22 protein-coding genes are annotated in these 21403 nt (G+C 68.2%); 7 read left to right on the top strand and 15 right to left on the bottom strand.

Translation table 11 applies throughout. The features are described from left to right. Positions 1-169 precede the first annotated feature (169 nt). Positions 170-1555, top strand: coding sequence for an aspartate aminotransferase family protein (locus tag RUR_RS28995; protein ID WP_283138398.1), 1386 nt, complete (start codon positions 170-172; stop codon positions 1553-1555). A 105-nt stretch (positions 1556-1660) separates the two neighbouring features. Next, complete coding sequence (gene ald, locus RUR_RS28990) at positions 1661-2779, top strand: alanine dehydrogenase (RefSeq protein ID WP_283138397.1); 1119 nt, start codon at positions 1661-1663, stop codon at positions 2777-2779. Between the two features lie 213 nt (positions 2780-2992). Here the strand turns inward: ald and RUR_RS28985 are convergent, their stop codons facing one another. The 3 genes from RUR_RS28985 to RUR_RS28975 form a co-directional block, all read right to left on the bottom strand. Continuing rightward, complete coding sequence (locus RUR_RS28985; RefSeq protein WP_283138396.1) at positions 2993-3196, bottom strand: hypothetical protein; 204 nt, start codon at positions 3194-3196, stop codon at positions 2993-2995. 97 nt (positions 3197-3293) lie between these two features. Continuing rightward, positions 3294-3956 carry a response regulator transcription factor gene (locus tag RUR_RS28980; protein ID WP_283138395.1) on the bottom strand — a complete coding sequence of 221 codons (663 nt, stop codon included), beginning with the start codon at positions 3954-3956 and terminating at the stop codon, positions 3294-3296. Then, positions 3953-5059 carry a sensor histidine kinase gene (locus RUR_RS28975; RefSeq protein ID WP_283138394.1) on the bottom strand — a complete coding sequence of 369 codons (1107 nt, stop codon included), beginning with the start codon at positions 5057-5059 and terminating at the stop codon, positions 3953-3955. The genes RUR_RS28980 and RUR_RS28975 overlap by 4 nt, the downstream gene beginning before the upstream one ends. Positions 5060-5207: 148 nt before the next feature. On the opposite strand from RUR_RS28975, the gene ggt reads away from it, so the two are divergent. Together ggt and RUR_RS28965 are read left to right on the top strand one after the other, a co-directional pair. Next, complete coding sequence (gene ggt, locus RUR_RS28970) at positions 5208-6995, top strand: gamma-glutamyltransferase (RefSeq protein ID WP_283138393.1); 1788 nt, start codon at positions 5208-5210, stop codon at positions 6993-6995. A gap of 210 nt (positions 6996-7205) precedes the next feature. Next, complete coding sequence (locus tag RUR_RS28965) at positions 7206-8591, top strand: polymorphic toxin-type HINT domain-containing protein (protein ID WP_283138392.1); 1386 nt, start codon at positions 7206-7208, stop codon at positions 8589-8591. A 415-nt stretch (positions 8592-9006) separates the two neighbouring features. Here the strand turns inward: RUR_RS28965 and RUR_RS28960 are convergent, their stop codons facing one another. The 4 genes from RUR_RS28960 to RUR_RS28945 form a co-directional block, all read right to left on the bottom strand. Beyond that, complete coding sequence (locus RUR_RS28960) at positions 9007-9687, bottom strand: permease-like cell division protein FtsX (protein WP_283138391.1); 681 nt, start codon at positions 9685-9687, stop codon at positions 9007-9009. Positions 9688-9699: 12 nt separating this feature from the next. Further along, entirely contained in the window at positions 9700-10065 is a 366-nt protein-coding gene (locus RUR_RS28955; protein WP_283138390.1) for a hypothetical protein, read from the bottom strand. 352 nt (positions 10066-10417) lie between these two features. Next, positions 10418-11905 carry a flavin-containing monooxygenase gene (locus RUR_RS28950; RefSeq protein ID WP_283138389.1) on the bottom strand — a complete coding sequence of 496 codons (1488 nt, stop codon included), beginning with the start codon at positions 11903-11905 and terminating at the stop codon, positions 10418-10420. A 155-nt stretch (positions 11906-12060) separates the two neighbouring features. Then, positions 12061-12228 (bottom strand): hypothetical protein, encoded by a 168-nt coding sequence (locus tag RUR_RS28945; protein WP_283138388.1) that lies wholly within the window; start codon positions 12226-12228, stop codon positions 12061-12063. Between the two features lie 115 nt (positions 12229-12343). Between RUR_RS28945 and RUR_RS28940 the strand changes: the two genes are divergently transcribed. Both RUR_RS28940 and RUR_RS28935 read left to right on the top strand, forming a co-directional pair. Continuing rightward, positions 12344-13084 carry an SURF1 family protein gene (locus RUR_RS28940; RefSeq protein ID WP_283138387.1) on the top strand — a complete coding sequence of 247 codons (741 nt, stop codon included), beginning with the start codon at positions 12344-12346 and terminating at the stop codon, positions 13082-13084. Between the two features lie 48 nt (positions 13085-13132). Next, positions 13133-13444 carry a DUF3817 domain-containing protein gene (locus RUR_RS28935; protein WP_283138386.1) on the top strand — a complete coding sequence of 104 codons (312 nt, stop codon included), beginning with the start codon at positions 13133-13135 and terminating at the stop codon, positions 13442-13444. On the opposite strand, the gene RUR_RS28930 is transcribed toward RUR_RS28935, so the two are convergent. The 5 genes from RUR_RS28930 to RUR_RS28910 form a co-directional block, all read right to left on the bottom strand. Then, a complete protein-coding gene (locus RUR_RS28930) occupies positions 13441-13632 on the bottom strand; it encodes a hypothetical protein (protein WP_283138385.1) in 192 nt (63 codons plus the stop codon). The two genes, RUR_RS28935 and RUR_RS28930, sit on opposite strands and share 4 nt — an antisense overlap. Before the next feature lie 170 nt (positions 13633-13802). Next, on the bottom strand, positions 13803-14651 hold the full coding sequence (pstB, locus tag RUR_RS28925; protein WP_283138384.1) for a phosphate ABC transporter ATP-binding protein PstB: 849 nt from the start codon (positions 14649-14651) through the stop codon (positions 13803-13805). Positions 14652-14656: 5 nt separating this feature from the next. Continuing rightward, on the bottom strand, positions 14657-15547 hold the full coding sequence (pstA, locus tag RUR_RS28920; protein WP_283138383.1) for a phosphate ABC transporter permease PstA: 891 nt from the start codon (positions 15545-15547) through the stop codon (positions 14657-14659). 28 nt (positions 15548-15575) lie between these two features. Then, the gene (pstC, locus tag RUR_RS28915; RefSeq protein WP_283138382.1) at positions 15576-16508 is read right to left on the bottom strand and encodes a phosphate ABC transporter permease subunit PstC; all 933 of its coding nucleotides are present in this window, start codon (positions 16506-16508) and stop codon (positions 15576-15578) included. A 5-nt stretch (positions 16509-16513) separates the two neighbouring features. After that, entirely contained in the window at positions 16514-17503 is a 990-nt protein-coding gene (locus RUR_RS28910) for a PstS family phosphate ABC transporter substrate-binding protein (protein ID WP_283138381.1), read from the bottom strand. A gap of 197 nt (positions 17504-17700) precedes the next feature. Between RUR_RS28910 and RUR_RS28905 the strand changes: the two genes are divergently transcribed. After that, positions 17701-18222 carry a low molecular weight protein-tyrosine-phosphatase gene (locus RUR_RS28905; RefSeq protein WP_283138380.1) on the top strand — a complete coding sequence of 174 codons (522 nt, stop codon included), beginning with the start codon at positions 17701-17703 and terminating at the stop codon, positions 18220-18222. Here the strand turns inward: RUR_RS28905 and hisN are convergent. From hisN to aroA, 3 genes are read right to left on the bottom strand one after another with little or no spacing between them, the layout of a single operon-like run. Next, a complete protein-coding gene (gene hisN / locus RUR_RS28900; RefSeq protein ID WP_283138379.1) occupies positions 18208-19011 on the bottom strand; it encodes a histidinol-phosphatase in 804 nt (267 codons plus the stop codon). The genes RUR_RS28905 and hisN overlap by 15 nt on opposite strands. Positions 19012-19045: 34 nt before the next feature. Beyond that, positions 19046-20053, bottom strand: a complete 1008-nt coding sequence (gene rsgA, locus RUR_RS28895; RefSeq protein ID WP_283138378.1) for a ribosome small subunit-dependent GTPase A — start codon at positions 20051-20053, stop codon at positions 19046-19048. Continuing rightward, on the bottom strand, positions 20023-21294 hold the full coding sequence (gene aroA / locus RUR_RS28890) for a 3-phosphoshikimate 1-carboxyvinyltransferase (protein ID WP_283138377.1): 1272 nt from the start codon (positions 21292-21294) through the stop codon (positions 20023-20025). Before aroA ends, rsgA begins: the two co-directional genes overlap by 31 nt. Positions 21295-21403: the final 109 nt, after the last annotated feature.

Below are 21403 nucleotides of genomic sequence, written 5' to 3'. Positions count from 1 at the left end.
CGGCCCCGACACCGCCCGGAGGGGTGGCAAGAGCCTACGGAATCCGTTGTCAAATGCCATGTAAATGGCGGATTCCAGAGTATTGACTACAGTGGAGCATGGTTTCGCTTGTCAAAACCGGCTAAAGCTTGCACACTGGATTGCAGATAGCACATCAAGGGACGACGCCATGACACAGGCAGACACCGCCGCGGCACTCCGGGCCGCTCAGGACAACCTATGGATGCACTTCACCCGTCACTCCTCATACGCGGACGGCGAAGTGCCGATGATCGTGCGTGGGGACGGCGCCTATATCTATGACGCTCACGGCAAGCGCTATCTGGACGGCCTCGCCGGGCTCTTCGTCGTGCAGGTGGGTCACGGCCGGAGCGAGCTCGCCGAAGCCGCCGCCAAGCAGGCCCAGGAGCTGGCCTTCTTTCCCCTGTGGTCCTACGCCCACCCCAAGGCCGCCGAGCTGGCGGCCCGGCTGGCCGCGCTGACCCCGGGCGACCTCAACCGGGTCTTCTTCACCACCGGCGGAGGCGAGGCGGTCGAGTCCGCCTGGAAGCTGGCCAAACAGTACTTCAAGATCAAGGGCAAGCCGCTCAAGCACAAAGTGATCAGCCGGTCGATCGCTTACCACGGCACCCCGCAGGGGGCGCTCTCCATCACCGGGATCCCCGCGCTGAAGCAGGTCTTCGAGCCGCTCGTCCCGGGATCTCACCGGGCGCCCAACACCAACTACTACCGGGCCGACGAGATCACCGGGTTCCCCGGCCTGTCCGAGGAGGCCTTCGGCCGATGGGCCGCCGACCAGATCGGCAAGGCCATCGAGATGGAGGGCCCGGACACGGTCGCCGCCGTCTTCGTCGAGCCGGTGCAGAACGCGGGAGGTTGTTTCCCGCCGCCGCCCGGCTACTTCCAGCGGCTCCGGGAGATCTGCGACCAGCATGACGTGCTGCTCGTCTCCGACGAGGTCATCTGCGCCTTCGGGCGCCTCGGGACGATGTTCGGCGGGCAGAAGTTCGACTACCAGCCCGACATCATCACCTGCGCCAAGGGGATGACCTCCGGGTACGCCCCGATCGGCGCGATGATCGCCTCCGAGCGGCTCTTCGAGCCGTTCAAGGACGGCACCGAGATGTTCGCCCACGGGTACACCTTCGGCGGGCACCCGGTGGCGGCCGCGGTGGCCCTCGCCAACCTCGACCTCTTCGAGCGGGAAGACCTCCTGGGTCACGTGACCCGCAACGAGCCGGTGTTCCGGGCGACGCTGGAGAAGCTGCTCGACCTGCCGATCGTCGGGAACGTCCGGGGCTCCGGGTACTTCTACGGCATCGAGCTGGTCAAGGACAAGACGACCAAGGAGACCTTCAACGAGGAGGAGTCCGAGCGCCTGCTCCGCGGCTTCCTCTCCAAGGCGCTCTACGACGCGGGCCTGTACTGCCGGGCGGACGACCGCGGTGACCCCGTGGTCCAGCTCGCGCCTCCGCTGATCTGCGGACCCGCCGAGTTCGACGAGATCGAGTCGATCCTGCGCGGTGTCCTCACCGAGGCGTGGAACCGGCTCTGATCCCCGCACGCCCTCCGGCCCGACCGGCCGGAGGGCGTGTTCGCCAACCCTGACGCCACCGACCTGGCGGCGGCTGTGCTGTACCACCGGAAAGGGAGAATCCGCATGAAGATCGGCGTGCCGGCCGAGGTCAAGAATCACGAGTACCGGGTCGCGGTCACCCCCGCCGGGGTCCACGAACTCGTTCGCCACGGCCACGACGTGTACGTCCAGCGGGACGCCGGAAGCGGGTCGCACATCACCGACGAGGACTACCTCTTCGCCGGGGCGAAGATCCTCGACACCGCGGCCGAGGTCTGGGGCGAGGCCGACCTCATCCTGAAGGTCAAGGAGCCCATCGCCGAGGAGTACCCGCTCATGCGCGAAGGGCAGGTGCTCTTCACCTACCTGCACCTGGCCGCGTCACAGCCGTGCACCGACGCCCTCCTGAAGAACAAGGTCACCGCCGTCGCCTACGAGACCGTCCAGGTGGGGAACACGCTGCCGCTGCTCGCCCCCATGTCGGAGGTGGCCGGTCGGCTCGCGCCGCAGGTGGGCGCCTACAACCTGATGCGTTTCAACGGCGGCCGCGGCGTGCTCCCCGGCGGGGTCCCCGGTGTCGCCCCGGCGAAGGTGCTCGTCATCGGCGCGGGCGTCTCCGGCCTCAACGCCGCCCAGATCGCGGTCGGCATGGGCGCCGATGTCACGATCATGGACATCAACGTCGACCGGCTGCGTCAGATCGACGCGATCTACCAGGGCCGGCTCAAGACCGTCGTCTCCACCGCCTACGCGATCGAGCGGGAGGCCCTCGCCGCCGACCTGGTGATCGGCGCCGTACTGATCCCGGGCGCCAAGGCGCCGACCCTCATCTCCAACGAGCTGGTCTCCCGGATGAAGCCCGGCGCGGTCCTCGTCGACATCGCGATCGACCAGGGGGGGTGCTTCGAGGACTCCCGGCCGACCACCCACGCCGACCCGACCTACCGGGTGCACGAGACGGTGTTCTACTGCGTCGCCAACATGCCCGGCTCGGTGGCCAACACCAGCACCTACGCGCTGACCAACGCGACCCTGCCGTACGCAGTCAAGCTGGCGAACCTCGGCTGGCGGGAGGCCCTCCGCGCCGACCCGGCGCTCGCCCTCGGCCTCAACACCCACGGCGGCCGGCTCACCAACGAGCCCGTCGCGCTGGCGCACGGACTCCCCTTCGACCGGCCGGCCGACGTCCTGGCCGCCGCCTGACCTTCCGCGTCACGCCGTACCGGGCTTCAGGTTCCGGTACGGCGTGCCGGAGCGGGAGTCGGCTCCGGCGCGGGCCGGGCATGGTCCGCAGAGGCCGGTACGGGGACATCCCGGCTCCCGCGGGTCCGCCGCGCACGCGACCTCCGCGGAACCGCTCGGCCGCAGCCCCGATCGTGCGGCGTGCCGCCGTACCGGCTGCGGATCCGGTACGGGCTACGCGGAGGCCAGGTAGCTGTCGAGGGTGCCGGTTTTGGCCGCCTCGACGAGGGTGCCGAACTGGTCGAGGCTCATCTCCACCCGCTGTCCGAAGTCGTCGGTGATGATCAGCTGCCGGTCCTCGGGGGCGGTTCGATCGACGAACACCTCCGGGCATCCGCAGTCGCACTTGCCGCAGAGGCGGGCGATGGATTGTCGCATGGGTCCTCGCTCTCAGGGTTCGTCTCGTCATCGAACGTAACCCCGGCGGTTCCCGGCCCGCCAGCCACAATTCCTTTACCTTCCCGTGCGAACGAGTTCACCACCAGCCCGGTTTGACCAGCCCGGACTCGTAGGCGATCACCACCAGCTGGGCGCGATCCCGGGCGTGGAGCTTCATCATGGTCCGGCTGACGTGGGTTTTGGCGGTGGCGGGGCTCATGACCAGGGATTCGGCGATCTCGTCGTTGGTACGGCCCGCGGCCACCAGCGCCAGCACCTCGCGCTCCCGCCCGGTGAGGAGCCCGAGGTCGTGGGTGCGGTCCGGGTCCTTGGCCCGGGTCGCGTACTCCTCGATGAGCCGCCGGGTGATCCCGGGGGAGAGCAGGGCGTTCCCCGCCGCGACGACCCGGACCGCGTGGATGAGCTCGGCCGGTTCGGTGTCCTTGACCAGGAAGCCGCTGGCGCCTCCGCGCAGCGCCTCGAAGACGTACTCGTCGAGGTCGAAGGTGGTGAGGATGACCACCCGGACGTCGGCCAGCTTCGGATCCGCGGTGATCGTGCGGGTCGCCGCCAGACCGTCCGTCCCGGGCATCCGGATGTCCATCAGGATGACGGCGGGCCGGTGCTCGCGCGCCAGCCGTACCGCGGCGCCGCCCTCGGCCGCCTCGGCCACGACCCGGATGCCGTCCTGCGCGTCGAGCAGCGCGCGAAACCCGGCCCGGACCAGGGCCTGGTCGTCGGCGAGGAGCACATCGATCACGGGGTCCCTCCGAGGGGGAGCCGGGCCACCACGAGAAAGCCGCCCTGGGACGTCGGTTCGGCGCCGAGCGTGCCGCCGAGCGCGGTCGCCCGCTCGCGCATCCCCGGGATCCCGTTCCCGGTGCCCGGCGTGCGGGGGGCGGTGTCGCCCGGGCCGTTCTCGACCTCCACGCGGAGCTCTTGGTCACTGTAGCCGAGGGAGACCGCCACGTCGGCCGTACCGGCGTGCCGGCGGGCGTTGGTGAGGGCCTCCTGAATGATCCGGTACGCGGCGAGGTCGATCCCCGCGGGAACCGGGCGGACCGTACCGGTGACCGTCTTGGTGGCCCCGGTCGCCGCGAGCAGCTCGTCGAGCCGGTCCAGCCCCGAGGTGGGGGCCCGCGGCGCCCCCTCCCGCAGGACGCCGAGGACCGTGCGCATCTCGGTGAGCACGTCCCGGCTCGACTGTTTGATCACGGTGAGGGCGGTCCGTGCCTGCTCCGGGCGTTCGTCCATGAGGTGGAGCGCCGTGGACGCCTGCACGTTGATCAGGGAGATGTTGTGCGCCAGCACGTCGTGGAGCTCCCGGGCGATCCGGAGCCGCTCCTCCCCGGCCAGCCGTCTGGCCTCCTCCGCCGCGGCGCGCAGCTCGCCGGCCCGGCGCTCCCGGCGCATCCGGGCCACCTCGGCGATCGTGAGGACCACCAGGAACCAGGCGAGGAGACCGAGCGCGCGGCGGAGGCCGATGGGCTCGTCGCCGAAGGGCAGGTAGGAGAGGCCGACGAGGAGGGCGTACCCGCAGAGGGTGACGATCCAGGTCGCCAGGCGCCGCCCGTACCGGATGGCGGCGAAGACCGCGACCGCCGGACTGAGGAAGATCGAAGAACCCGGGTACCCGAGCCCCGAGTAGCACACCGCCGCGATCAAGGTCAGCGCGTCCACGTCCGTCGGATGGCGCCGCCGGGCGAGCAGGAGCAGCGGCCCCGCGACCAGGAGGCAGAGGGCGAGCCCGTCGATCGGGCGCACGTCGTAGAGCCGCCAGGGGTTGTGCTGGTCGACGAATGCGCCGCCGACCTGCAGGACCCCGACGACCAGGACCAGGACCAGATCGAGCACACGCTTCACGCCGACGAAACTACGTCACCTCGGGACGCCTCGGCATCGACCTGACGGGGGATGTATCCCTACACTCCGCGGAGTAGCACGAGGGGGTGGTGTCCGGATGTGGACAGCGGTGATCACAACCGGTCAAGGCTGAGTCATGCTGGGTGCCATGAGACTGCGCTATCTTGCCGGGCTCCTCCTCGTCCCGGGTCTGGTGCTGCCCGTTCCGGCTCTCGCCGAGACGCGAAAGCCATATGAGAAACAGCCGGTCGCCGAGGGGTACGGCGGTGCGGTCGCCACCGTCGACCTGGACGCGAGCCGTACCGCGATCGAGATCCTGCGGCGGGGCGGGAACGCGGTCGACGCGGCGGTCGCGGCCTCGGCGACCCTCGGGGTGACCGAGCCTTTCGTCGCGGCGCTCGGCGGGGGCGGGTTCTTCCTCTACTACGACGCGCGAACCGGGCGGGTGCACACGATCGACGGCCGGGAGACCGCTCCCGCCGCGATGCGGCAGGACTCGTTCATGGAGAACGGCGCGCCGATCCCCTTCGCCGAGGCGGTGACCAGTGGACTCTCCGTCGGGGCGCCGGGCACGGTCCGCCAGTGGGAGCTGGCGCTGCGCAAATGGGGCAAGATGTCGCTCCGGCAGGTGCTCCAGCCCGCGATCGAGGTGGCGCGGCGCGGATTCACCGTGGACGAGGAGTTCATCGCGCAGACCGCGGTGAACCTCGACCGGTTCAAGGACATCGTGCCCACCCGCGAGCTTTTCCTCCCCGGCGGCAACCTGCCGGTCCTCGGGTCGACGTTCCGCAACCCTGATCTGGCCAGGACCTACCGGGAGCTCGCCGCCGGCGGGCCGGACGCCTTCTACCGGGGTTCCCTCGCCGCCGAGATCGTGGACGCGGTCCGCAGGCCGCCGGTGGATCCCGCTTCGACCAGGAACGTCCGTCCGGGTCTGCTGACCGTGGACGACCTCCGCGGCTACCGGGCGGTCCTGCGCGAGCCGACCCGGGTCGGCTACCGCGGTCTGGACGTGTACGGCATGGCGCCGCCCTCCTCCGGGGGGTCGACCGTGGGGGAGGCGCTCAACATCATCTCCTCCCTGCCGAAGACCGGCGACCGGGTGGAGGCGCTCCACCGCTACCTGGAGGCGTCGCGGCTCTCCTACGCCGACCGCGGGCGCTATGTGGGGGATGTTCCGGATGTCCCGCTGAAGGAGCTGCTGTCCACGGGGTTCGCCCGGGAACGCGCCTGCCTGATCGGGGAGCGGGCCATGCCGCACCCCGCCACACCCGGTTCACCCGACGGAACGTACGGGGGATGCCCCGCGGCGGGCGGAACGCCCGATCCGCTCACCTATGAGGGGCCGCAGACCACCCACCTCACCGTCGCCGACAAATGGGGCAACGTCGTCGCCTACACCATCACCATCGAGCAGTTCGGCGGAAACGGGGTCGTCGTCCCCGGGCGGGGCTTCCTGCTCAACAACGAGCTCACCGACTTCTCCTTCATTCCCTCGGCAACCGACCCGAACCTACCCGGACCCGGCAAGCGCCCCCGCTCCTCCATGTCCCCGACGATCGTGCTGAAGGACGGGCGCCCGTTCCTCGCCGTCGGCACCCCCGGCGGCTCCACCATCATCACCACCGTGCTGCAGATCCTGCTCAACCGGGTCGACTTCGGGATGTCCCTGCCGGAGGCCCTCGCAGCCCCGCGAGCCACCCAGCGCAACACGCCGTCGACCTTCGCCGAGCAGGCGTTCATCGACGCCTACGGCCCGGCGCTGACCGCTCGGGGACACACGCTCGCACTTTTCCCCGGCCCACCGGCTGGCTTCATCGGCGCTGCCACCGGGATCGAGTTCACCGGCCACGGCCGAATCCAGGCGGTCGCCGAACCCACCAGACGGGGCGGCGGCAGCGCCTTGGTCGTCCGTCCCCTGGACGACGACGACTGAGTCCGTACAGACGGGGTCGGGAGCCAGGGCCGGAAACACCCGACTCAGGCTCCCGACCCCGCCGCCTTGAGTCTGAGAATCCACCAAGCCTCCGGCGACGAATCGACTAACCAGGGCAAAAACAAATTCGAGTCGTTGTGGATTTGTTATCTTAGTCATTTGTTTGATGTGGGCGCTGCCCCGACATGCAAATTCGACTTGAAATCATAAATGCGGTCATATGACCGTGGAGTTGTTTGGATCGTTCCAAATACGGTCTCGGCCCGCTACTACGATCCGGCCGCCGGACGCTTCATCAGCCCCGACCCCCTGCTGGACCTGCGCCGCCCGCAATGGGCCAATGCCTACTCCTACGCCGGCGGCAACCCGATCGGCCTGTCTGACCCCACCGGCCTCGGCATAGACCCCGACGACTGCAAACGCGGCGGCCGAGCCGACCACTGCCGGACTCAGCGGGACCGCGACAACTGCTACAAGCGGCACGGAAAGAAGGCCTGCGAGGACCTGTGGACCGCGCAGCACAACTACAGCAACGCCAAAACGGAGGAGGACCGGCAGTTCCAGGCGCTGCTGGACGCCCTGGCCGCGCTGGTTCAGATCGCCGCCAAGGAGCTGGGTATCGACGCCGGAATCGAATGCCTGACCACCGGCAATTTGGCGGCCTGCGGCGAGACTGTCGTCAACATCATCGGCACCTTTGCCGGGGGCATCGCCACCAAACTGGTGGCCAAATACGGCCTTCCCTGGAAGTGGAAGAAACTTGGCGAGCTCGCCGGCAGCATCGCCACTCAGGTCAATAAGGCCAAGGATGCGTTCACCGGCTGGATGGCCGCCAAGAAAAGCGTCCAAGCCGCCGGTAATGCCTTAAACGCGGCGAAGAGAAAAGGCTGCTTCAGCAGCTTCGTGCCCGGCACCCTCGTCCTGATGGCCGACGGCACCCGCAAACCCATCGAGCAAGTCAAGGTCGGCGACAAGGTCATCGCCACCGATCCGCGCACCGGGAAAACCGCGGCCAAGCCGGTCACCATCCTGATCGGCAGCCAGGGCGAAAAGCAGCTGGTCACCCTCACCGTCGGCACCTTCACCGGCCCGGGCACGGCCACCGTGACCGCCACCGCGGAACACCCGTTCTGGGCCGCCGACCACCGGCGCTGGCTCGACGCCGAGGACCTGCTACCCGGCATGACCCTGCGCTCACCCGACGGCCGCACCGTCACCCTCACCCGGGTGACCACCACCCAGGTACCGGAACAGCAGGTCCACAACCTCACCGTCGCCGACACCCACACCTACCATGTGGCTTTGGGCGACTCAGATATTCTGGTGCACAACAGTGAACCAGGCGGTTGTGCGTTTGGTGTTGGAGGCAGGGCATCCAATGCCCCAAGTAAAAGAAATATCGACGGGGGTGTCTTCGCTAGTCGTGACGAAGCAGTCGCCGCAGCAGATAAGAAGGTCAAAGAATTTCCCCGAGGGTGGGTGCGATTCAGGAGTGAATGCTCTCCAACTAGGTGTCATGTTCATGTTGATGTCTACAACAAGAAGGGGCAAATCATTGAAACCTGGCACTATGCTTATCACAAGCCGAAAGGATAGGAGATCTGATTGAAGGAAGATATCTATCTCGCTGTGGAACGCCTATGTCAAGCGATACGTGAGCATGCTGAGGTCTGTACGCGATCGCCAGATGAGTCGACCGTGGTAGTGCCTGCGGCGGGGCGAGTCGCAGATGCCGCCGCGGACTACGGTGATTTGGTCTATGCTTCCACTGGGTGGTCGAGTCCTTTTTGGCATATCGTGCCGGGAGGATTCTCGGGAACTCATGTCGAGGACTTGCCTCGTTCGGATGATGAAGAAGAGGAATAGGCCTTGCAGTATGGCTGTGTATCCGAGTCGCCGGTTTGCGCAGCTAGCAGGGCTTCCGTCGATCTTGTCGGCATAAATCCGGAAACAGAATAGATAAACGCCGAAAGCGTCAGTGATGTGGGGCGTGCACTGATGTCTCGCGTACTTACAGTCGGTGAGCGTCGCTGACGCCGGGCAGCCGGGTCACTCGGGAGATCAGGTGATCGGCTTCAGCTGCCGAGCGGGTCTTGACCCTGAACGACTCGAATACGTCATCGGCAGTGAGCTTGGAGAAGGAATCTCTGAGCTCGCTAAGCGTGTACTCGATGGAACGAAAGTAAATCTTCTCGACGCCGGGTGAGTTCAGCAGGTGCTGAAAGACGGTCTGTTTCTCAGATACCGTCCCACGCTCCCTGCCCCGGCACGATTCCGCCTCGTCTGTTCCGGGGCAGAGTGAGATCTGAACGTTTACCTTTCCTTCCCAGATGGTGTCACGACCCGCGACAACATCGAATACGCCGGGGATTGATCTTGCGAACTGCTCGAAGCCCTTCTCGCCGGTATCGACCCTTGATAGCCGTCCTTCCAGTATATTCAGCTGATCAGACCGGTCCTCGGTAAGGCTAAGGACCTCGGGACGGGCGCGGAGTTGCGCTCGAATCTCCGCCATCCGCGATGTGCTGATGCCGTCGGAAAGGTGTACGAGGAACGATCCGGTTGTGGGCGGGGGTCCGCTGGGCGGAGGGAGCGGGCTGTCGTAGAGGCCGAACGGAGAGGGCCCGCCGATCCCCAGAGCGCTCAGTATCAATCCCACCACAGCCAGAGATTTCAGCCATCTGGTTGCCATTGATACAGCTTGTCAATCTACTCTTGACCGATGCAAGCTGTTATTGGTTTCCACGGATACCAGGATGTCGACGGATTCAAGAATAATGCGGCTGTTGCCGGACACCGGAGCCGCGAGACACGGTGAGATTTCCTTGCGATCTTCAAGTGTGAGTAGTGTTCGCTTGGTCGGTGACCCTCCGCGACCACCTCTGTCATGAGAGCCGTACCTGCCACGCGTCGAGATCTTCATCAGGAAAGACCGATTCATGCGACCGGGCGTGATCAACTTCGGGAGCAAGCCGAGGTACGGCCGCAGGCCGTTGTCAACCGCTTCGCGTTCCTGGTCGTCCAGAACCCCGATCCACTGGGTGAGCTTGGTGACGTCGAGCATGAGCATCTGCTCCAGTAGGCACTTGCATCGCTCGATCTCAGCTTCGGGCCGACTAAGACTCGCGCGAGTCAATATCGGGAAGCGCGGTGGACGGGACCGGCTGCCGTTTCTGGACCGAGGATGCGGTGAGCTGTCGAACCGCGTATGGCCTGAATCGGGTGGCGGGCTTTTCGGCGGGGACGGTCTTGGGTCGGTCAGCGGAGAGTGGACCATTCACGGAGGGGCTTCGGCCCTTCGAGCACTGTGTCTTCGTAGTCGACGTCGGTGACGCGGATCTTCATGTACTGCGAACCGGAGAACACCCAGTAGTCATCCCGCTCGCCTGGCAAGTTGGGTACGGGCGGAACGCCGCGGATCGCTAACGGTGGAGGACGAAGTCGCGAGGGTTCACGCGGCGGGTGCGGGCCCAGTACTCGGCGGTGAACCCGGGCCAGATGGAGCGGTTCACCTCGTTCTTGTCCAGATACCAGCTCCGGCACCCACCGGTGTTCCACACCTTGTCGGCGAGGCGCCGCTGGATCCGGCGGTTGTACTCCCGTTCGGCCTCTGGCTTGACCTCGATGGCCCGGGACCTGGTGCGGGCGAGCAGGCGCAGGCACTCCAGGATGTAGTGCGTCTGTGCCTCGATCATGAAGATGATGGAGGTGTGGCCGAGCCCGGTGTTCGGGCCGAGCAGAAAGAACAGGTTCGGGAAGCCTGCGGTGAGCACGCCGAGATGGGCGTGGGGCCCGTTTTTCCACGCGTCCTGGATGCGCAGGCCGTCCCGGCCCACGATGTGCTGCTCGTCGATGGCGTCGACGACCTTGAATCCGGTGCCGTAGACGATCGCGTCCACCGGGTGCTCCCGGCCGGACCGTCCGACGATCGCGTGCGGGCGGATCTCGGCGATGTCCTCGGTGACGAGTTCGACGTTGTCCCTGGCGAGGGCGGGATAGTAGTCGTTGGAGAGCAGGACGCGCTTGCAGCCGATGGTGTAGTCAGGGGTGACCTTGGCGCGGAGCACCGGGTCCGGCACCTGCTTCCGGAGGTGGCGCCGGGCGGCGCGGTGCTGCCCGCGCAGGAAACGGGGATCGTGGACGAACCCCAGGGCACGGCTCTCCAGTAGCCAGTAGACCCAGTGCCTCGCCCCCCTGGCCGCTCCGGGAAAGCGGCGGAACACGCTTTTCAGTCCCTCGGGCAGCGCGAAATCGGGTTTGGGGTGGATCCACGGGGGTGTGCGCTGAAAGACGGACAGGTGGCCAGCCCGCTCGGCGATCTGCGGAATGAACTGTACGGCGGACGCGCCGGTGCCCACGACGGCGACACGTTTGCCGGTGAAGTCGTAGGAGTGGTCCCACGCGGCGGAGTGAAACGACCGCCCGGCGAAGGACTCGCGGCCGGGTAGCTCCGGAAACTTAGGGATGTGGAGTGCGCCGATTCCGGAGATCACCGCATGGGAGATGTGGGTGTCGCCGGACGAGACGCCGATCCGCCAGGTCTGGGTGGCGTCCTGGTACTCGATCCCCACAACTTCCGTCGAGAACCGGATGTGCCTTTCTAAGCCGTATTCAATAGCGCACTCGTTTAAATATGACCAGATCTCACTCTGCGGCGCGAAGACACGCGACCAGTCGGGCTTCAAGCGGAAGGAGTAGGAGTACAGCGGGGAGGGGACGTCACAGGCGCACCCGGGATAGGTGTTGTCCCGCCAGGTTCCCCCGATCCTGTGGGACTTCTCCAGAATGACGAAGTCATGAAATCCGGCCATCTTCAGCGTGATCGCCATACAGAGACCGGAGAAGCCCGCGCCGACAATGGTGATCGCCGGGTTCCGTGGGTCTGCGGCGTCCTCTCCTATGGCGGGCATCAAGATCTCTCCTGGGCGGGCGTGCCGGTTCGAACATGCACCCTGGCGGCCCATCCGGAGGTGTCGTTGTGAATCCGGTCACACGTAGTGCTGATCTGTATGGTAATGACTACCGGTGACGCTCCGGGTCGACGATCGTAACCCCCGGCCTTTCGTCAGAGTAGAAGGTAGATCACCACCACGACGGCCACGAGCACAGCTACCGCCGCCCCGCCGATGAGGAGCGGTGAGCGCTTGGCAGGCTCCGGTTCTTGATCGCCTTTTCGGACGAAGGCCCGGAATTCCTGGGTGTTTCGGGTGGGGTCGATCTCTGGATTAGACATGGCATGACTGTAGCGGGCTAAATGAAGCCTTTTCCATAAACACTCGGGTATGCCTGGGACACCAGGTGCCGGGGTCGCGGGATACCCCACCCCCGTCGGCCGATACCGTGGATACATGCTCCGCACCCTGTTCAGCCCCCGCCTGTTCGCGTTGCATGCGGTGACCATCGGGTTGCTCGTCGTCTTCGTCATGTTCGGCATCTGGCAGATGGGGGAGTTCGAGGAGTCCGGCCGTCCGCGGGCCGCGGCGGATCCGGCCCCCGTGGCGGTGGCGCGGCTGAGCGCACCGGGGGAGCCGCTGCACAGTGAGTCGATCGCCAGGCAGGTCACGGCCGAGGGGGAGTTCGAGGCGGCGCGGCAGCTGCTGGTGCCGGGCCGTTACGAGGACGGCAAGAAGGGGTTCTGGCTGCTCGCCCCGCTGCGGATGGATGACCGGACCACGATTCCGGTGGTGCGCGGATGGATCGCCACCGCGGACGACCCGGCGGTCGCCGTGCCCTCCGGGCGGGTCCAGGTGGTCGGCAGGCTGCGGGCCTCGGAGCCCACGGACGCCGTCCCGCGCCGCGACCAGATCCTCCCCGCCGGGCAGGTCGCCACGGTTTCCACCGGGGAGCTGGTGAACCTGTGGCCGGGCGTGCGGCTCCGTGAGGGGTATGTCGTCCAGACCTCCGGGAGCGCCGCGGTCCCGGTCACGGTGGCTCCGCCGACGATGCCCACCGAGTTCGACTGGCGGAACCTCGCCTACGCCGCCCAGTGGTGGATCTTCGGCGCCTTCGGGGTGTTCATGTGGTTCCACTTCGTCCGGGACGCCGTTCGGGGCGCCGCGAAGTCCGAGCGCGGCGCTGCCCCTGCCTGACGGCAGATATGGTTACATGTCCGAATCGCTGATAGAGGTGCTGATCAAGTGGAATCCGCGCTGAAGTTGTTCCGCGTCATGGCCTACATCGTGGGTGTCGCGCTGCTCGCCCTGGTGGTCGCCATGGTGATGAAGTACACCCCCATCGACCAGCCCGGCCTGGTCGGTGTGGTGGCCCCGGCGCACGGTTTTCTCTATGTCATCTATCTCATGGCAGCGCTCAACCTCAGCCTGAAGGCCCGCTGGAACTGGTGGTACTCCCTCGGTGTGCTCATCGCCGGGACGATCCCGTTCGTCTCCTTCTACGCCGAGCGCAAGGTCGTACAGCGGGTCCAGGCACTGCCCGCCGAAGCGGTCTAGCGTTCGAGGCGCTTCTGGCGGATCCGCTTGAGCCTGGCCCGCTGGGCCGGGTCAAGCATCAGGTAGCCCACCACGGGCACGGCCACCAGGGCGATGAGGGCGAGCCAGACCAGCCAGCCGGGCAGCAGCAGCCAGGCGAGGAACAGGCCGACCGCTCCGCCGATCACATACTTCGAAACCGATGACATTTTCGCGACCCTTTCGACTGCGGGGCTGACCACCCCGCACCTCCATCCTGCGCCACGGCGCCGTCGAGTGCGGCGGGGCCTTGCCTTCATTGTCAACGTTTAATCACGGATGGTAGTTCCGTGAGCTTCGTCGCCGACGCGGCCCCGCCGTGGCCGGCCGGGGGTTCCGGTCAGCCGAAGCGGCCGGTGATGTAGTCCTCGGTCCGCTTGTCGACCGGGTTGGTGAAGATCCTGCTGGTCTCGTCGAACTCCACCAGCCGCCCGTGCCGGACCCCGGTGTCGTCGACCTCGGCGGTGAAGAAGGCCGTGCGGTCCGAGACACGGGCGGCCTGCTGCATATTGTGGGTGACGATCAAGATCGTGTACTCGCGGGCGAGCTCCTGCATGAGGTCTTCGATCTTCGTGGTGGCGATCGGGTCCAGGGCCGAGCACGGTTCGTCCATAAGGATCACTTCCGGCTTGACGGCGATGGTCCTGGCGATGCAGAGGCGCTGCTGCTGCCCGCCGGAGAGGGAGAGCGCGCTCGCCTTCAGCTTGTCCTTCACCTCGTCCCAGAGGGCGGCCTTGACGAGCGCCTCCTCGACGACGGACCCCAGATCGCCTTTGACGCCGTTGACCCTGGGGCCGTACGCGACGTTGTCGAAGATCGACTTGGGGAACGGGTTCGGCTTCTGGAAGACCATGCCGATGCGGCGTCGCACCTCGATGGGGTCGACGTGGTCCCCGTACACGTCCTCGTCGTAGTAGAGGATCTTGCCGGAGACCCGGGCGCCCGCGATGAGGTCGTTCATCCGGTTGAAGCAGCGCAGGACCGTGCTCTTCCCGCAGCCGGACGGGCCGATCAAGGCGGTGATCTCGCGATGCCCGATGTTCAGGTCGACCCCGCGCACGGCTTCGTAGTCGCCGTAGAAGACGCTGAGGCCGGAGACGGTGAAGACCGGGTCGAGCGACGCGGGGTCGCGGGGGGCCTTCGGGCCGTCGAACGCCGTCTTGGGGGGACTGGACAAGCTGCCTGCCATTGTGTTCACCAACGCCTCTGGTAGCGGTTGCGCAGCCACACGGCCACGGAGTTCATGACGAGGAGGATCGCGAGCAGGACGACGATCGCGGCCGCGGCCAGGACGTGGAACTCCTCCCGCGACTGGGTGATCCAGAAGTAGATCTGGATGGGCAGGGCGCTGAACCGGTCGAACAGCCCTTCAGGGTTGAAGGGGACGAACGTCGCGGCGCCCAGCATGATGAGCGGCGCCGCCTCGCCGATCGCCCGGGAGAGCGCGAGGATCGAGCCGGTCGCGATGCCGGGGACGGCCGCCGGCAGCACCTGCCGGGAAACGGTCTGCCACTGGGTGGCGCCGAGCGCGAACGAGCCCTCGCGGATCGAGGTGGGGACCGCCCGGATCGCCTCCCGGGACGCGATGATCACAATCGGCAGGACGAGCAGGGAGAGCGTCATGGCCCCGGTGAGCACACCGAAGCCGAGGCCCAGCACCCGGGCGATGATGCCGAGGCCGAGGATCCCGTAGACGATGGACGGGATCGCCGCCAGGTTCTGGATGTTCAGCTCGATGACGCGGTTGTACCACCGGGTGCGATCGGCGTACTCCTCCAGGTAGACGGCCGCGAGCACCCCGGTGGGCAGGGCGATGAGGGCGGTGAGCCCGATCAGCCAGAGGGTTCCGACGATCGCCGACTGCGCGCCCGCGATCTCCGGTCGCCGGATGGAGGGCTGGTTCTCCCAGAGCCGGGCGTCGAGCCTGGGCCATCCCTTGGTGACCATGTAGACGATCAGGACGACCAGGAAGCCGAGCGCGATCGCCACGCTCACCACCAGGGCGGCCTTGAACAGGTGCTCGCGGAGCGGCCGGCCTTCGGAGGCGAGCCGTACGGCGGAGCGCGGCGTGGTCAGCAGCGCCATGCGGGCCCCCTGTCCGGGCGTGCGGAACTCATTCGTAGACCTCCCGGTAGCGACGGACCAGCCGGGCGCTGAACCAGTTCATCAGGAACGTGAGGACGAAGAGCAGCGAGCCCACGGCGAAGATGGTGTTGTAGGCGACGGTGCCGACCGGCGCGTCCCCCGAGCCGGCCTGGGCGATGAACGAGGCCATGGTGAGCATCTCGTCCGCCGGGTTTACGGTGAAGAGCGGGTTGGATCCGGCCGCGATGACGACGATCATCGTCTCCCCGGCGGCCCGGGAGACGGCGAGGATGATCGCGGCGACGACCCCGGAGAAGGCGGCGGGGAGGACGACCCGGAGCGCGACGGTCATCCGGGACGAGCCGAGGGCGTACGCGCCCTCCCGGAGCCCGTTCGGGACCGCCGCCATGGCGTCCTCGGAGAGGGAGGCGACGATCGGAATGATCATCACACCGACGACGAGGCCCGCGCTCAGCCCGTTCTTCAGGCTGATCTCGAACGGTGACCAGTCCCGCATCACCGGGGTGACCAGGGTGAGCGCGAAGAAGCCGAGGGCGACCGTGGGGATCCCCGCGAGCACCTCCAGGGTGGGCTTGATCACCCTGCGGATCCGCGCGGAGGCGTACTCGGACAGGTAGACCGCCGCGGCCAGGCCCAGCGGGACCGCGACCGCGATCGCGATCACCGTGGTGATCAGGGTGCCGGTCACCACCGGGATCACGCCGAACGACGGGGGCTTGAACAGCGGGCCCCAGTCGGTGGAGGTGAAGAACTCCACGATGCCGACGTGGGTGAAGAAGCCGACGGTCGGCTCCAGCAGCGCGGCCACGATCCCCACCGTGGTCGCGACGGAGAGGAGCGCGGCGGTCAGCAGGACCGCCTTCACCACGCTCTCCCCGTGACGGCGGCGGGACCGCCCCAGCGCCTGCGGGGCCGGGGCGATCTCCGATACGTCCGCCATGCCCATCAGGAGGTTTGGATGGAGTCGACGGCGCTCTTCAACGTGGCCTCCTGCTCGGCGTTGAGGGGGATGAACCGTGCCTCAGTCGCGATCTTGGAGATGTTGGCCGCGTAGTAGTCGACGAAGGCCTTCACCTCGGGCCGCTTGACCGATTCGTTCTTGATGTAGACGTAGAGCGGGCGGGAGAGCGGCGCGTACGACCCGTCCTGGGCGGTTTGCACGCTCGGCGCCACACAGCCCTTGCCGGAGTCGACCTCCAGCGCCTTGAGCTTCCCGGAGTTCTCCTCGAAGTAGGTGAACCCGAAGTAGCCGAGGCCGCCCTTGGCACCCGCGACCGCGGTCACGGTGTCGTTGTCGTTCTCCGAGGCGCTGTAGTCCTTGCGGCTCGCGCCCTCCTCACCGTTGATCGCGTCGGTGAAGTAGTCGAAGGTGCCCGAGTCGGTCCCCGGACCGGCCACCTTGAGCGGCTCGGCGGGGAACTTGGGATCGAGCTGGTTCCATGTGGTGATCTTGCCTTCGGCGGCCGGCTCCCAGGCCTTCTTGAGCTGCTCGACGGTGAGGCAGGTGGCCCAGGTGTTGTCCTTGCCGGTCACCACGGTGAGCGCGTCCGTCGCGACGATCAGCTCGGTGAAGGTGATGCCCTTCGCGGCGCAGGCGGCCTTCTCCTCGTCCTTGATCGGGCGGGAGGCGTTGGAGATGTCGGTCTCCCCGGCGCAGAACTTCTCGAACCCGCCCCCGGTGCCGGAGGTGCCGACGCTGATCCGCACCCGCGGACTCCCCTCGGCGAAGAGTTCGGCCGCCGCGGTCGTAAGCGGTCCGACGGTGCTGGAGCCGTCCGACTTGATCTCACCGGAGAGCCGGTCGGACTCCGCGGCGGGACGGGAGGCGTCGCCGGCAGCCGGAGCCGCACCCGAACCTCCGCCACAGGCCGCTGTGAGTGCTGCTACGAGCGTCGCGGTCGCTGCCAGTCCCAGGCGGCGCTGTCCAATGGTCACGTTCCCTCTGCCTTCCCAGGTCACCGCTGTTCCATGCGGTTCTCAACGTTGCGCTGAGTAAAGAAAAGAGCGGGAAGGTGAACGGTAATGAAACAGCCTGTGACCGTGACGGGAAGAGGTTGGCAGGGGTCTGTGAACCTTATGGGGCGATCTAGGACGGTGGCTCGGAGATCAGGCGGGATGCTAAAGATGGATATATGACCGCGCTAGCTCTGCCCCCTCCACGTGACCCCGCCCTGCCGTACACGATCTGCATGGTCTGTCTGGGCAACATCTGCCGCTCGCCCACCGCCGAGGTCGTCCTGCGGGCGGAGCTGGACCGGCGTGGGCTGGGCGATCTGGTCGTCGTGGACAGCGCCGGGACCGGAGGATGGCATGTCGGCGGGCCGATGGACGCCCGCTCCTCCCGGGCGCTCGCCGCCCGCGGTTACCCGACGGCGCACCGGGCCCGCCAGTTCACCGCGGACTGGATCGGCCGACGGGACCTGGTGCTGGCGATGGACGGGGAGAACCTCTCCCGGCTGCACCGGCTCGGCGGCACGCCGGACCGGGTGCGGCTGTTCCGCTCGTTCGATCCGTCCGCGCCGCCCTCCGCCGAGGTGCCGGACCCCTACTACGGGGGGCGGCAGGGGTTCGAGGGCGTGCTGGACATGTGTGAGCGCGCCGCCAAGGGGCTGGCGGACCTGCTGGCGAACGGGTCGGCCTCAGACGCGCAGTGAGAGCGGCCCGCCGCCGAGCTGCTTGAGCACCTCCGCGTGGAGGAGTCCGTTGGTGCAGATCAGACTGCTGCCGTCGGCGCTCGGCACTCCGGAGAGGTCGGTGAACATCCCGCCGGCCTCTTCGACGATGACGGTGAGCGCGGCGATGTCCCACATGGACAGCTCCGGTTCGGCGGAGATGTCCACCGAGCCCTCGGCCACCATCATGTGTGACCAGAAGTCACCGTAAGCCCTCGTCCGCCAGACATTTCGCGTCAAGTCGAGGAACTGGGGTAGGCGTCCTGATTCCTCCCACCCGCCGAGGCTGGAGAAGGAGAACGAGGCGTCCTCCAGCTTGCTCACTCCCGAGACCCGGCAGCGGGTCGCCCGGGTCACGTTTTTGCCGCTCCAGGCCCCGCCGCCCCGGGAGGCCCACCAGCGCCGGCCGAGCGCCGGGGCCGAGACGAGCCCGACCACGACCTCGTCCCGCTCCATCAGGGCGATCAACGTCGCCCAGACCGGGACGCCCCGGACGTAGTTCTTGGTCCCGTCGATCGGGTCGATGATCCAGTTGCGCGAGCCGTGGCCGGTCCGCCCGTACTCCTCGCCCACCACGGCGTCCCTGGGCCGGGCCCGCCGCAGCGTGCCCCGGATGGACTCCTCGACCGCCCGGTCGGCGTCGCTCACCGGGGTGAGGTCCGGCTTGGTGTCGATCCGGAGGTCGACGGCCTTGAACCGGCGCATGGTGATGTCGTCCGCGGCGTCCGCCAGGACGTGCGCGAGGCTCAGGTCATCGTGGTAACCGGTCATGAATGGCAACGTTATCGCGCTCCCGGTTCGGTCATCATTCCTCGCCCGCCCCCTCGCGGCTGCCGAGGAGGCGGCGCAGCGATTCCAGCCGGGCCGGTTCGGCGTGTCCGTCCGCGACCCAGGCGTCGAGCGCGCACCCGTCGCCGAGGTGGGTGCAGCCCTTGGGACACCCGGCAGCGCCCTCGGCCAGATCGGGGAAGGCGGCGAGCACCGAGTCGGTCGAGACGTGGGCGAGGCCGAAGCTCCGCACGCCCGGGGTGTCGATGATCCAGCCGCCCTCGGGCAGCGGGAGCGCGACGGCCGAGGAGGAGGTGTGGCGTCCGCGGCCGGTGACCGGGTTGACGTGCGAGACGGCGCGTGCCGCCGAGGGGACCAGGGCGTTCACCAGGGTGGACTTCCCGACCCCGGAGTGCCCGACGAGGACGCTGATCCGGTCGGCGAGCCTGCCCCGGATCTCCTCCAGCGGGCAGCCTCGCTCCACCACCACGTACGGAACCCCCAGCGGGGTGTAGGCGGCGAGCAGCCGGTCCGGCGAGGCCAGGTCGGCCTTGGTCAGGCAGAGCAGCGGGGTGAGGCCGGCGTCGAAGGCCGCGACCAGGCATCGGTCGATCATGCGGGGCCGCGGCTCGGGGTCGGCCAGGGCGGTGACGATCACCAGCTGGTCGGCGTTGGCGACGACGGGCCGCTCCACCGGGTCGGTGTCGTCCGCGGTACGGCGGAGCATCGAGGTCCGGGGCTCCGCCCCGACGATCCTGGCGAGCGCGTCGGGCCGTCCCGAGACGTCCCCGACGATACGGACCCGGTCGCCGACGACGATGCCCTTGCGGCCCAGCTCCTTGGCCTTCATCGCGGTGACCGTATCCGTGTCGACCAGGCAGGTGAACCGGCCGCGGTCCACGGCCGTCACCAGTCCGACGACCGCGTCGACGTGGCCGGGGCGCCGCCGGGTGCGCGGCCGGGAGCCACGTCCGGGCCGGATCCGGACGTCGTCCTCGTCGTACTCCCGCCGTCTCAGGCCGTCTCCCCCAGCATCCGGGTCCACATCGCGTCGAAGCCGGGGAGCGTCTTGGCCGTGGTCGCGATGTTCTCCACCCGGGTCCCGGTGACGGCGAGGCCGATGATCGCGCCCGCGGTGGCCATCCGGTGGTCGTCGTAGGTGTGGAAGGCGCCGCCGTGGAGCGGGCGGGGCCGGATCTCCAGGCCGTCCGCGGTCTCGGAGACGTCGCCGCCGAGGCCGTTGATCTCCTTGGTGAGCGCGGCGAGCCGGTCGGTCTCGTGCCCGCGCAGGTGGGCGATGCCTCGCAGCCGGGAGGGGGATCCGGCGAGCGCGGCGAGCGCGGCGACGGACGGGGTGAGCTCGCCGACGTCGCGCAGGTCCGCGTCGAGCCCGTCGATCCGCCCGGTACCGGTCACGGTGAGCCCTTCGGGCCCGAGCCGCACGTTGCCGCCCATGGCGGTGAGCAACCCCCGGAGCGCGTCGCCGGGCTGGGTCGTCTCGGCGGGCCAGCCGGGAACGGTGACCCGGCCCCCGGTCACCAGGGCGGCGGCCAGGAACGGGGCGGCGTTGGAGAGGTCGGGTTCGACGACGACCTCGCCGCCCTTGATCGGGCCGGGCTCGACCCGCCAGCGGTCGGGCACCGAGTCGTCGACGGTCACCCCGGCGGCGCGGAGCATGGCCAGGGTCATCTCGATATGGGGGAGCGAGGGGACCGGCGGACCCTGGTGGCGCACGGTGACGCCCTCGTCGAAGCGGGCGCCCGACAGGAGCAGCCCGGAGACGAGCTGCGAGGAGGCGGAGGCGTCGAGGGTCACCTCGCCGCCGCGGATCGAGCCGCGCCCGCGGACCGTGAACGGCAGCGCGTCCCCGTCGACGTCGGCGCCGAGGGCGCGCAGGGCGTCCAGCAGGGCCCGCATCGGACGCTTGCGCGCGTGCGGGTCGCCGTCGAAGCGGACCTCGCCGTCGGCGAGCACGGCGACCGGGGGGACGAACCGCATGACCGTGCCGGCCAGGCCGACGTAGACCGAGACGTCCCCGCGCAGCGCGCCGGGGGTGACCAGCCAGCCTTCCTCGGCCGTACCGGCGAAGCCCGCGCCCAGGGAACGCAGCGCGTCGACCATGAGGTCGGCGTCCCGGCTGCGCAGGGCACCCCGGACCACCCCGGGCGCGTCGGCGAGGGCGGCGAGCAGGAGCGCGCGGTTGGTGATGGACTTGGACCCGGGCAGCCGCACGGTCGCGTCAACCGGTGCGGACGCGGTCGGGGCAGGCCAGAGGAGCGCGGTCATGGCCTTGAGCCTATCGGTACGGTGAGGGCGTTCAAGGCCTTCGCCAGGGGCCGTTCCGGCCTCCGGCGGGGCCGGTTTCCCCGGATCGTCACCGCCGTCTGGCATGTTT

Source organism: Rhizohabitans arisaemae, assembly GCF_025996515.1.
GTDB lineage: Bacteria > Actinomycetota > Actinomycetes > Streptosporangiales > Streptosporangiaceae > Rhizohabitans > Rhizohabitans arisaemae.
This window is presented reverse-complemented; position numbering and strand designations above follow the sequence as displayed.